A 12467-nucleotide genomic window follows, 5' to 3' on the forward strand; every position below is an offset into this window, starting at 1 on the left:
ACAGTAGGGGCCGATCCGGATTCTGGTCAATGACCTTGCAGCCACGCGACCAAAGCGTTACCCCGGCCGTGACCCCGGTGACCTATCCTGCGCTGCATGGACGATGACGACGACGCGACGGACGAGGGACGTGTGACCCTTGCGACCGTGGCCCGAAAGGCCGGGGTCTCGCTGCCGACTGTTTCGAAGGTGCTCAACGGGCGTGCGGACGTCTCCCACCGGACGCGTGCCAAGGTGGAGCGCCTGCTCGCGGCCCAGGGCTACCGGCGCCGCCCGCCCGGCCCCTCCCGGGCGCCGCTCGTCGAGCTGGTCTTCCACGAACTCGAGAGCGTGTGGGCGGTCGAACTCATCCTGGGCGTCGAGAACGTCGCGAAAGCGAACGGTGCGACGGTCGTCCTCACCGAGAGCGGCACCCGGCACGCGCCCGCCGAGGACTGGATCGAGGGGGTGCTCCGACGGCGGCCGCTCGGCGTCGTGCTGGTCTTCTCCACGCTCCCCGAGCCCGTCAAGGGCCGACTGCGCTCCTACGGCATCCCGTTCGTCATCATCGACCCCGCCGGCGACCCGGACCCCGACGTCCCCTCGGTCGGCTCGGCCAACTGGTCGGGCGGCCTAGCCGCCACCCGTCACCTCACCGAACTGGGGCACCGGCGCGTCGCCGTGATCACCGGGCCCGAGGACCTGATGTGCTCCCTGGCGCGTCTCGACGGCTACCGCTCCGCGATGGCCATGGCCGGCCTGGACGTCGACCCCGCCCTCGTCCGGTACGGCGACTTCCACGTCCAGAGCGGCTACCGGCACGCCATGGAGCTGCTCGCGCTGCCCGACCCGCCGACGGCGCTCTTCGCCGGCAGCGACCTCCAGGCCCTCGGCGTCCTGCAGGCGGCGCGGGTACGCGGGTTGAGCGTCCCGCGGGACCTGTCCGTGGTCGGCTACGACGACGTCTCGCTCGCCCAGTGGACCAGCCCGCCCCTCACCACGGTCCACCAGCCCCTGCGCCACATGGCCGAGGAAGCGACCCGCATGCTGCTGGAGCCGGCGGACCCGGACGGCACGGCCCGGCGGATCGAACTGGCGACGCGGCTGGTGGTGCGCCAGACGACGGCGGGGCCGGCGGTGGGGTGAGGGGGCGAACTCCCGTGTCCGGTACCGACTTCGGAGGGCGACTCGGCTCGCTCGATCACCGGGCCGACCGGGGCGGTGAACGCGAAGAGCCCCGCCCCGCCCGGGTGGCCCTCGCAGGAGGGGGCCGTGCCGGACAGGGCGGGGCGGGGTGGGCGTCAGCGGTTACCGCGTCGCCGACTTCGTGCGGGCGTGGCCCGAGAGCGCCTTCTGGACCGCGCGGAAGGCCGGTTTCACGCCGTAGTCCTCGTCCAGGAGGTTCGCGGCGCCCTCGCCCTCGAACACGCCGGGCACCCAGGAGTACCGGTCGGTGAAGCCCCAGACGGTGAACGAGATGCAGTGCCGGGTGCGCAGGCAGGCGTCCAGCAGCAGCCGGTAGCCCTCGGCCTGCGTGGCCAGCTTCTCGTCGTCCGCCGGGAGGACCATGCGGACGTCCGCCTCGGTGACCGCGGTGTCCAGGCCCAGCTTCTCGAAGCGGGCGAAGTTCTCGGGCAGTCCGCCGGGCAGCCCGTACTGGATGCCCAAGTGCCCCTGGAAGCCGACCCCGTCGATGGGAACGCCCTCGGCCTTCAGGCGGCCGGCCAGGTCGAGCACGGCGTCGCTCTTGGGGCCGGACCACTCGATGTTGTAGTCGTTGTAGAACAGCTTGGCGTGCGGGTCCGCCTCGTGCGCCCAGCGGAACGCGTCGGCGATGTACCCCGGGCCCAGCTTGCGCAGCCAGATCGAGTCGCGCAGGGTGCCGTCGTCGTTGAACGCCTCGTTGACGACGTCCCACTGCCAGATGCGGCCCTTGAAGTGCCGCACGGTGTCGGTGATGTGGCGGTGCAGGATCTGGCGCAGCTCCTGGGCGGTGAAGTCGCCGGTGGTCAGCCAGGAGGGCAACTGGCTGTGCCAGACCAGCGTGTGGCCCCGCACCTTCTGCCCGTGCCGCGCGGCGAACGCGACCAGCTGGTCGGCCGCGGCGTAGTCGTACACGCCCCGCTGCGGCTCGATCACCTCCCACTTCATGACGTTCTCCGGGGTGACGGTGGAGAACTGCTCACCCGTGATCCGGCGGTAGTCGGTGTCGTCGGCGAGCGCCGACATGTCGACGGCCGTGCCGACGCGCAGCCGGTCGTCGGCCGCCAGTTGGCGGAGCGTTCGCTCCTTGCCGCCGTGGGCCGGGGCCTCGGCCGCGGCGGCCGAGCCGGCGGCGGCGAGGGGGACGAGAGCGAGGGACGACGTCATGGCGGCTGCCAGGACGAGGCGGGGCACCTTCACTAGCACTCCTCCTAGGGAGAGTGGAGTTCCGAATGTTTCGAGGCGCTTTCGGAAGAGCGCGGCGCAACGGTATGGGTCGCCGGAGGGGACGTCAACCGGCGCGGCAGCCGCGTTTTTTGGGCCCCGTAGAGGCTGTCGGACCCCCGCCCCTGTGCGGCAACTTCCACCCACGGGTGCGTGATTGATTGACCTCCGACCACACAAGCCCTATGTTCTAGGCCGGCGTTCGGAAAGAAACTCGAAACATTCGAGCAGCACCGCGCGGGTGGGTGCTCACCCGCGGGGCTCCAGCACCTCCAGGGTGCCGGTGTGGGTGTCGAAGCTGCGCAGAGTCGTGAGCAGGAAGGACTGCGGCGGCATGGGCAGCAGACCGGGGATCCGCCGGTCGGCGAAGGCGCCCGCACGCCGGGTGCGGCCGAGGGTGATGTGCGGACTCCACCGTCCCGGCGTGTGCAGGGGGTTGAGGGTCTCGGGCGGACTGTCGGAGGCCACCGCCTCCCACACCCGGCGGTGCAGGGCGGTCAGCGCCGGGTCCGGTGCGAGCGCCCAGGCGAGTACGGAGGTGGGTCGCTCGAAGCGGATGAGTCCCGTGCACCGCACCGGGAGCGGGAGGGCGGCCGCCACCTCGGCGAGCTCCCAGCGGATCGGACCGGTCAGCTCCGGACAGGCGGCCAGGGTCAGGTGCGGGCTGTTGGTGGGTGAGCCGTGCCGGGCCTGACTGGGCAGCCCCGCGTCCGCCAGCCGCCGCCAGGCCTCCCGGACCACCTGGTCCGCCGCGTCATCCACCAGGAGCTCGACCGTACGCACCGACGCAGCCTACCGGCGGGGCCGCGTCGGGGCGGGACGGCACGTGGGGTAGCGGAACGGCCGAGGTGTGACCGGCGCACCCACGCCCGCGGGACGGACCGCAGCGGCAGGGCTGCCGGGGGCCGCACGCCCCGGCAGCCCTGCCGCTGCCGCCGCGGGGACCGTCGGTCCCGGTCAGGTCAGCTCCACGCGATGGAGGACACCTCGTCGTCCAGGGCACCTCCCGACCAGTCCCCGCTGACCCGGGCGCCCTGGAAGTAGGAGTGCTCGTAGTAGACCGCCTCGCACTGGCCGTACTGGACGGCGGAGCCGATCTCGTCGTTCCAGTCGAACCCGGAGGCGTCCTTCACGCCCGACAGGTTGCTGTACGTCCAGTCGATGTCCGGGTCCGCGTCGCAGTCCGAGGAACGGGTGATGGTCCACGAGTGGCCCTTGCGGTTGGCGTCGTTGTAGAGCGTGCCGATCGCCACCGAACTCAGGGCGGCGGAGTTGGCCTGGCGGAGCTGGGTCAGGTAGCGGCCCTCGACCTGGGTCGCCCCGGCCGGCAGCTGCACCTTGCCGCCGGTCGCGTGGGCGATCGCGCCGCTGAAGGTGTCGAAGCAGCTGACCCGGGCCCGGCCGGTCAGGTCCAGCACGCAGTGCCCGCCGTGGTCGGCGGACTGCGTGGCGGCCTGGGCGGCACCCGCGGTGCCCGGCAGGGTGACGAGAGCCAGCGCGGTGACGGCGGTGACGCCGGCGAGTCGCACGTTCATGGTGTTCCCCCTTCGTGGTGCGCGCCGGTCCCCCTGACCGGCACGGCACTCACCCTGCCTGTCGGACGCCGCCTTCTCTACGCGCGTTCCGCTGAGCGGAACCGCTCAGTGGCGCAGCACGGGCGGCAACGGAGCGGTGCTCCTCGCGGCCCTGCCGAGGTTGGCGGTGATGGCGGCGCCGGCCCGGGCGGTGTGTTCGGCGACGGTCTGGAGCCGTCGGTGGGGCGGCACCATCGCGGTGATGGCCGCGCGGAGTCGACCGTCGGGCGAACACACCGGGAGGGCCGCGCAGCACACCCCGTCCATGACCTGCTCGCGTTCCAGGAGGGCGGTCTCCGGCCGGCCCGCCGCCCGGCGGGGCGGGCCGGCCGTGAGCACCTGCCCCGCGGCGGTGTCCAGGGTGAAGCCCATGCCGTCGCGGACCGGCGCGACCGGCTCGACCTCGCCGGGCACGGAGGCGATGGTCAGCGCGAGGTCCTCGTACAGGACGGTGACCACGACGCTGGCGCCGGTGGCGGCGCGCAGCCCGTGCAGGGGCTGGCGGGCGGCCAGGCGCAGTCCGGGATGGGGCTGCCAGGCCTGGCCGATCCGGTAGAGCTGGCCGCCCACGCGGTAGCGGCCGCGGTGGCGTTCGACGGCGCCCACCATGAGCAGTTGGTGCAGCAGCCGGTGGGTGCTCGCCTTGGGCAGCCCGCAGGCGTTGGCGATCTGAGTGAGTCCCGCTTCGCCCCCCTGCCGCCGTAACTCGTCCAGCAGTGCGAACGCCCCCTTCAGGACGCCTCGGCCCATCGACGACTCGGACGCGGTGCGGTGCGGTGACTGTGGCATGTGGTTCCCCCCGGAACGCATGGGCGTCGGCCGTGTCCCCCGTCGGCACGGCCACCGGACGCCGGTGAACAGGATGCCCGGAGCGCCCACGGATTGACGAGACGATCGACGAAGTCGCCAGTAAGGGGGGCGGCGGGGAACGTTAGGGGTTACCGGCCCGCCGCACCGATTCCTACGCTCACTGGGGCACTTGGACGCGCGCGGACCATCCATCTGGAGCAGCCTGTGACCGCTCGACGGGGACCTTTCGGCATCGGCATACGCGGCACGGGCTCCTTCCTGCCCGTCGAGACGGTGCCCAACTCCGTCGTCGCCGAACGCGCCGGTGTGACGGCCGACTGGATCGTGCGCAAGACCGCGATCCGCGAGCGCCGTTACGCCGCCGCCGACGAGGCGACCTCCGACCTGGCCGTGGCCGCCGCCGCGTCCGCCCTGGCCGACGCCGGCGTGCGGGCCGGGGATCTCGCCTGGATCGTGGTGGCCACATCGACCCCGGATCAGCCGCAGCCGGCCACCGCGAGCCTCGTGCAGCACCGGCTCGGTGCCGAGGGCGCGGCCGTCTTCGACCTCAACGCAGTGTGCAGCGGCTTCGTGTACGCGCTGGTCACCGTGGCCGCGCTGCTCTCCGGCGGCACGGTGGGGGCACGGCGGCACGGCCTGGTCGTGGGTGCCGAGGTGTACTCGCGGATCATCGACCCCGCCGACCGGCGCACGGCGGTGCTGTTCGGGGACGGTGCGGGCGCGGTGGTGCTCGGTCCGGTGCGCGCCGGGTACGGCATCGTGGGCTCGGACCTGATCGGGTTCGGGCAGCACCACGACATGATCGGCGTTCCCGCGGGGGGCAGCCGCAGGCCGGCGTCGCAGGAGACACTCGCCTCGGGCGAGCACTACTTCCACATGCAGGGGCGCGCCGTACGCGATTTCGTCACGACCGAACTCCCGGCAGGCGTACGTCGGTTGCTCACCGTCTGCGACATCGCCCCGGACGCGGTGGACCACTTCGTCCCGCACCAGGCCAACGGCATGATGCTGCGGGAGGTCCTGCCCCTGCTGGGACTGCCGCGGGCACGCACCCACCTCACGGTGGCCGAGCATGCCAACACTGGTGCGGCGTCCGTGCCGTTGGCGCTGGACACGGTCCGGCGCGGGGGCCTCTTGGAGGACGGGGACACGGTGCTGCTCGCCGGGTTCGGCGGAGGAATGTCCCTCGGCACCGCGCTGGTGCGCTGGGACGGGGCGCCCGGGGACGGCTGAGACACCGGATGACCCGGGTCAGGCCTTCAGACGCTCCCGGAGCAGGGTCAGCACGGCCGGCTGGTGGGTCGTCAGGTAGAAGTGGCCGCCCGGGAACACGTGCAGGTCGAAGTCCTCGTCGGTGTGCTCCCGCCACACCTCGGCCTCGGCGAGCGTGACCTTGGGGTCGGCGTCGCCCAGCAGGGCGGTCACCGGGCAGGTGAGCAGGGGCGCCGGGCGGTGCTCGTACGTCTCGATCGCCCGGTAGTCGGCGCGCAGCGCCGGCAGGATCATGGCGAGGACGTCGTCGTCGGCGAGCAGGGCCGCGTCCGTCCCGGCGAGTGTCTTCAGCTCACGGATCAGACCGGCGTCGTCCCTCAGGTGCACGGTCTCGGTGCGCCGGGTGGAGGGGGCGCGCCGGCCGGACACGTAGAGCGCGGCCGGGCCGGGACCCGGGGACTGCTGGAGACGCAGGGCGACCTCGTAGGCGATGACGGCGCCCATGCTGTGTCCGAAGAGGTGCAGGGGCTGGTCGCGCCAGGGCTCGAGTGCCTCGGCGACCTGGTCGGCGAGGCGCCGCAGGTCCGTGAGCGGCTGCTCCCCCATGCGGTCCTGCCGGCCGGGGTACTGCACCGCGAGGACGTCGACGTCCGGGCTGAGCGCGGTGGCCACGGGGAAGTAGAAGCTGGCCGAGCCTCCGGCGTGCGGGAAGCACACCAGACGGGGCGCCCCCGGCCCGGCCGTGCGGTACTGCCGTATCCACGTACCGCTGCCCACCGATGTACTCAACCGGGCCGCCCCCCTTACGACGTTCACCATTCCTGACACCTAGGGCGTGGCCCTGGCGGCGACCCTAGCCAAGGAGCGGGTGGCGTGTAACCCCTATCTTCGCCGACGTGCTCCGGCCGACCGGGTCGGCACCCTCCGGGAAAACACCGACGGCCCGACCGTCGGGGGAGGCCGGCCGGGCCGTCGGCGGTCGAGGGGGACGCTAGAGCGCGCCCCGCGGCTGGGCGTCGGCCGGGGCGACGGGGTCGGTGCCCGGCTGCTCCCGCTTCGCCTGCTGCGGCATGAACAGCGCCGCGAGCACGGTGCCGACGACGGCGATGGCGCCGCAGACGACCAGCATCACGTTCATGCCGTGGACGAACGACTCCTGCACGCTGGAGAGCAGGGCGGGCGAGTGCAGCTTCTGCGCGACGAGGACGCCGGCGGAAACGCTCTCCCCTGCCGCGTCCGCGGCCCGGTCGGGGATCGAACCCACCTCCAGGTGGCTGTGGTAGGAGGAGGTCAGGATGGTGCCGAGGAGCGCCACGCCGATGGTGCCGCCGACCTGGCGGACCGTCTGGATCACGGCGGAGCCGACGCCGCTGCGTTCGGTCGACAGCGCGCCGAGCGCCGAGTCGACGGCCAGGGGGAGCGCGAGGCCCGTGCCGAGGCCGACGACGGCGATCCAGGTGGCCGCGTAGCCGTAGGAGGTGTCGGTGTCGGTCACCGCTCCCATGAACAGTCCGACGGCCATCAGCAGGAAGCCCACGGAGACCAGCCGCTTGGGCCCCGCCTTGGCGGTGACCTTGCCGCCCACCCGGGCGCCGACGATGATGCCGCCGATGATCGGCAGCAGCCGCAGTCCCGTGCCGAGGGCGTCGGCGCCGAGGACGGCCTGGTAGTACTGCGGCACGGTGAACAGCAGTCCGAACAGGGCGAACGACACGACTGTGGCCATCACCGCGCCCCAGGTGAACGCGGGTGACCTGAAGAGCGAGAGGTCGACCAGGGGCTTGCCGTCGGGGCGCGCCGCGAGATGGCGCTGCCACACGACGAACAGCAGCATCAGGACCACGCCGCCGATCAGCATCGTGAGGGCCGTGCCGTCGCCCCAGCTCTTCTCGCCGGCCTTGATGGCCCCGTAAGTGATGCCGGCGAGGCCGGCGCTGGAGAGCAGGACGCCCACCAGGTCGAGCCCCGGAGGTTCCGGGCTGCGGGAGTCGGGCAGCAGCAGCAGGACGGCGACGATCGCGAGGGCGACCATGGGGACGTTGATGAGGAAGACCGAGCCCCACCAGAAGTTGTCCAGCAGCCAGCCGCCGACGATCGGGCCGAGCGGGAGCCCGAGCGCGCTGGCGGTCACGACCATGCCGATCGCCTTCGGTCGCTCCTCGTCGGAGAACATCACGGGGAGCACCGACAGGGACAGCGGGAAGATGAACCCGGCGCCCAGGCCGAGCAGGGCGCGCCACCAGATCAGGGCGTCCGTGGAGCCGGAGTAGGCGCAGCCGACGGAGGCGGCGCCGAACAGGACCAGTGCCACCACGAGCAGCTTCTTGCGGCCATAGCGGTCACCGGAGAGCCCCGCCGGCAGCAGCACCGCGGCGAAGACCAGGTTGTAGGCGTTGGCGAACCACTGCAGTTCGCTGGTCGAGGCCTCCAGGTCGGTGGCGAGCGTGGGCAGGGCGACGTTCAGGACCGTCGTGTCCAGGCCCACCACCAGCGCACTCAACGCCAGGGCGCCCACCGCCCACCATCGTCGGGCATCCGAGACGCTCATGACGGCCTCCATCCTTCGGTTGTTTCTGATGTGCCACGCTTTTCATGCGCGACATTAGTTTCACACATACGTGAAGTCAATGAATGATGTAAACTTCCAGCCGCACGCACGAGTGAAGGAGGCGACGCAGGGTGACCGAGAAGCCGACGCAGGCCCGGGACCAGGAGGCCGTGCTCAAGTTCATCGAGCGCTTCGCGGCCGCGCTCACCGAGGCGGGCTTCCCGCGGATGCCCGCCCGGGTCTTCGTCGCCCTGTTCGCCTCGGACTCCGATCACCTGACCGCCGGCGAGCTCGCCGAGCAGCTCCAGGTGAGCCCCGCGGCCATCTCGGGCGCCGTGCGGTACCTGACGCAGGTGAACCTGGCCATCCGGGAGCGTGAACCGGGCGCCCGCCAGGACCACTTCCGGGTGGACGGCAACGTCTGGTACGAGCTCATGCGCCGCCGTGACCGCGAACTCGTCCGCTGGGAGGACAGCCTGCGCGAGGGTGTCGAGACCCTCGGCAGGGACACCCCCGCCGGGGCGAAGCTCGCGGCGACACTGCCCTTCTTCGAGTTCATGCAGAAGGAGTTGTCGGAAATGCTGGAGCGCTGGCGTCAGCAGGAGGGAAATTCCTGACGTAACGTCAAATCCCTCACCTGGTCTCCACGTCCATCACGCTCCGGCCACTTCGCCGGAGCGGCGGTGGCGCGTAACCTTTTCACGCGCAGGGGCAACCCCTATCCACCCCCTCAACGCCCCCTGATCTCCCGGACTGCACTGTTCCACGCCCCCGCCGGCCGACGTAGCATCGCTTTCAGACAGTCGAACGGCGAACACACGGCCGCCCGCACAAGCGTGCGGTGTACAACCGGGGGCACCGCTTCCACCTGCGGGCCGCCCGAACGCCGTCCGGCTCGAAGAAGAGCCGCGGCGGGCGGCGACAGCGGTCCCCCGAGGCCAGGGTGCAGGTTTTTAGGACAACGTCGTCAGGCATTTGCCAGTCGATCAGTTGACGGCAGTCGGCGTTTCAGGATTCCATTTCGTTCGGTCCCGCAACCACTTCCGACCGGTCCTGCACCGCAGCGAGCAAAGCGCCATTAAAGGAAGTCCATGCAACCGGCAAAGGATGGATCTCGCGCGCCGAACAACAGCCAGCTCTGAACGGCCAGAACGGCAAAGGATACGGGGGTGCCCTTCTCTGTCATGGAATCCGTTGAACAGCAAACAGAATGGCGTACGCTTCACACAGCATTCGACGACGCGGCGTCCGGAATATCCCGGACGGTACTGATAGAAGCCGGAGTCGCCTGCGGGAAAAGCACGGTTCTGGAGGGAATCGGCGACTACACCGCGGCCCGGGGCGCCTTGGTCCTGCACGCCGTGGGCTCGTTGTCCGGCAGCGGAACACCGCTCGGCGTCGTACGCCAACTCGTCGAATACCCTTCATTCCCCGCAACCGCCGGCCAAAACCTCCTCGCGGACGTGGAAAGGGGAGATTACGCACAGTTCTCCGCAGCGCTGCGGAATATAGCCGTCCGCTTACCGGTGGTGGTGAGCGTAGACGACCTGCACCACGTGGACGCCGCCTCCTTGCACTGCCTCCTCCACCTCGTCGGCCACACCCGCCGGAGCAGGATTCTCACCCTGTTCACCCAGTCGTTGTCGTGCGCTCCCCAAGACCCCACGTTCGACACCGAATTGCTGCGCCAGCCCAATTTCCGCAGGGTCCGGCTCGCCCCGCTCGACCTGCACGGCGTGACCGCGATGCTCGCGAACCACCCCGAGGTCGACGCCGGCGAGGACCTGACGCGGGAACTGCACTCCGTCAGCGGGGGGAACCCGCTGCTGCTGCGCGCGCTGATCGAGGACCACCTGGCGGCCCGCCGCTTCGCGGGTCCGTCGGGTGAACGCGCCGAGCCCGGCGTCGCGTTCAGCCGGGCCGTGCTCACCTGTCTGCACCGGGGCGGCAGCCGCATGCGTGACGCCGCCACCGCCCTGGCCGTTCTGGGCGAGTCCGAGCACACCGCCCTGCTGGGCCCCCTTGCGGGCCTGTCGGCGGCGGCGCTCGCCCAGGCCCGGCACGCCCTCGACGCCACCGGCATCACCGCGGAGCACCGCTTCCGCCACCGCCTGGCCAGAGCCGCCGTGCTGGACAGCATCACCCCCGCGGACCGGCGCGCCCTGCACCTGAAGGCCGCGACCCTGTTGCACCGGCACGGCGCCTCCGTCCGCGAGGTCGCCGCCCACCTGCTCGCCGGCGGCGGCACGCCGGACGCCTGGGGAGTCACCGCACTCAAGGAGGCGGCCGAGGAGGCACTCGCCGCCGACCGGGCACAGGAGGCGGTCGCCTTCCTGGAGCTGGCCCACGCCGGTTCCACCGACGCCCGTACCCGGGCGGAGATCACCGTCCGGCTCGCCTGCGTCATGTGGCGCCTCAACCCGGCCACCGCGGAGAGCCTGTACCTGGCGGAGTCCCTCTCCGCCCTGTGGTCCGGGCTGCTGCCGGTGCCCTTCATCGCGCCGCTGGCCAACCTGCTCGTCGCCCACGGCCGCCTCGATGAGGCACGTCACGTCCTCGGCCGGCTGCAGGAGTCGACCGGTCCCGGCCAGGCCCTGCCGGCGGACACCGAGATCATGCACCCCTGGGAGTGGGACGTGCACTTCCCCCACGCCCTGGCGCCGGCCACTCCGGCGACGTCCGGCCGGGACATCCGTCTGCTGAGCTCGCACGGCGGCCGGCCCGATCCCGTCCACGCCACGGGGATCGAGCGGTTCCTGCGGGTGTCGCCGCTGACCGACACCACCCTCACCGCCGTCACCACGGCGATCAAGTCGCTCATCCACCACGACCGCGTGGACCTGGCCGAGAGCTGGTGCGACGCCTTCCTGCAGGAGGCCGAGCGGCGCGACGCCCCCGGTTGGGAGGTGCTGTTCGCCTCCCTGCGCGCCGAGATCGCGCTGCACCAGGGCCGGCTCACCGACGCCGAACAGTACGCCGACCGCGCGCTGGCGGCCGTCCCGGAGCACACCGGGGTGTTCTTCATCGGCGGTCCCCTGTCCAGCCTGGTGCTGGCGTACACCGCGATGGGCGACTACGAGTCCGCGGCCCGACGGCTCAACCAGTCGGTGCCCGAAGCGCTGTTCAAGAACGTGTACGGACTGCGCTACCTGCGCGCCCGGGGACGCTACTACCTGGCCACCAACCGGGCGCACACCGCCCTGGGCGACTTCCTCGACGCCGGCCGGCTCGCCGCGCGCTGGGGCGTCGACCGTCCCACGCTGCTGCCGTGGCGCTCGGACGCCGCCGAGGCCTGGCTCGAACTGGGCAACCCGGAACAGGCCGAGCGGCTGATCACCGACCAGCTCCAGATGCGCGACGCGATCAACTCCCGGGTGCGGGGCATCTCGCTGCGGCTACGCGCGATGACCGCGGACGCCAAGGTGCGCCCACGACTGCTCACCAAGGCGGTGGAAGCCCTGCAGACGTCCGGGGACCGGCTGGAGATGGCCCGCGTCCTGGACGCCCTGGGCGACGCGCAGCAGGCCCTGGGCGACACCACCCGGGCCGCCGCGGCCAAGCGCCGGGCCCGCCACATGGCCCGCGAGTGCGGAGCCACGGCGTGGGGCGGCGCTCCGCAGTCCACCGCCTCCCGGTCTGTGCCGGCCTCACGGCGGCACTGGTCGGCCGAGGGACACGCGCCGTCCGCCCTCACCAAGCTCAGCGAGTCGGAGAAGCGGGTGGCCGCCCTGGCCGCCTGCGGATACACCAACCGCGACATATCGGCCAAGCTGTACATCACCGTCAGCACGGTCGAGCAGCACCTCACCCGGGTCTACCGGAAGCTGCACATCTCACGCCGTGAACAGCTGCCGCCCGACCTCCAGTTCAGCCCGTACGAGAACGACTGCCAGTCCATCGCCACGTAGGGGGACCAG

Annotated in this window: 10 protein-coding genes; 4 read left to right on the top strand and 6 right to left on the bottom strand. The window is 71.7% G+C overall.

The annotated features are described in order from the left end of the window. Positions 1-96: 96 nt before the first annotated feature. Positions 97-1125 (top strand): LacI family DNA-binding transcriptional regulator, encoded by a 1029-nt coding sequence (locus E4U91_RS00875; protein ID WP_168218046.1) that lies wholly within the window; start codon positions 97-99, stop codon positions 1123-1125. A gap of 162 nt (positions 1126-1287) precedes the next feature. Here the strand turns inward: E4U91_RS00875 and E4U91_RS00880 are convergent, their stop codons facing one another. From E4U91_RS00880 to E4U91_RS00895, 4 genes are all read right to left on the bottom strand, one after another. Then, complete coding sequence (locus E4U91_RS00880; RefSeq protein WP_137310597.1) at positions 1288-2349, bottom strand: endo-1,4-beta-xylanase; 1062 nt, start codon at positions 2347-2349, stop codon at positions 1288-1290. Between the two features lie 306 nt (positions 2350-2655). Beyond that, entirely contained in the window at positions 2656-3189 is a 534-nt protein-coding gene (locus E4U91_RS00885) for a 2'-5' RNA ligase family protein (protein WP_032492340.1), read from the bottom strand. Positions 3190-3368: 179 nt separating this feature from the next. Next, complete coding sequence (locus E4U91_RS00890; RefSeq protein ID WP_137304736.1) at positions 3369-3941, bottom strand: hypothetical protein; 573 nt, start codon at positions 3939-3941, stop codon at positions 3369-3371. A gap of 105 nt (positions 3942-4046) precedes the next feature. Then, complete coding sequence (locus E4U91_RS00895; RefSeq protein ID WP_137304737.1) at positions 4047-4769, bottom strand: IclR family transcriptional regulator; 723 nt, start codon at positions 4767-4769, stop codon at positions 4047-4049. A 225-nt stretch (positions 4770-4994) separates the two neighbouring features. Here E4U91_RS00895 and E4U91_RS00900 point away from each other — a divergent pair, with 225 nt between their 5' ends. Then, positions 4995-6023 carry a 3-oxoacyl-ACP synthase III family protein gene (locus E4U91_RS00900; protein WP_241678455.1) on the top strand — a complete coding sequence of 343 codons (1029 nt, stop codon included), beginning with the start codon at positions 4995-4997 and terminating at the stop codon, positions 6021-6023. Between the two features lie 18 nt (positions 6024-6041). Here E4U91_RS00900 and E4U91_RS00905 read toward each other — a convergent pair whose 3' ends face one another. Both E4U91_RS00905 and E4U91_RS00910 read right to left on the bottom strand, forming a co-directional pair. After that, a complete protein-coding gene (locus tag E4U91_RS00905) occupies positions 6042-6821 on the bottom strand; it encodes a thioesterase II family protein (RefSeq protein ID WP_032492344.1) in 780 nt (259 codons plus the stop codon). A 172-nt stretch (positions 6822-6993) separates the two neighbouring features. Further along, complete coding sequence (locus E4U91_RS00910) at positions 6994-8550, bottom strand: MFS transporter (RefSeq protein WP_137304738.1); 1557 nt, start codon at positions 8548-8550, stop codon at positions 6994-6996. 131 nt (positions 8551-8681) lie between these two features. Between E4U91_RS00910 and E4U91_RS00915 the strand changes: the two genes are divergently transcribed. After that, on the top strand, positions 8682-9167 hold the full coding sequence (locus tag E4U91_RS00915) for a GbsR/MarR family transcriptional regulator (protein ID WP_241678457.1): 486 nt from the start codon (positions 8682-8684) through the stop codon (positions 9165-9167). 915 nt (positions 9168-10082) lie between these two features. Further along, positions 10083-12458, top strand: coding sequence for a helix-turn-helix transcriptional regulator (locus E4U91_RS00920; RefSeq protein WP_241678458.1), 2376 nt, complete (start codon positions 10083-10085; stop codon positions 12456-12458). The last annotated feature ends 9 nt before the right edge of the window (positions 12459-12467 follow it).

Source organism: Streptomyces lasalocidi (assembly GCF_005280215.1).
GTDB lineage: Bacteria > Actinomycetota > Actinomycetes > Streptomycetales > Streptomycetaceae > Streptomyces > Streptomyces longwoodensis.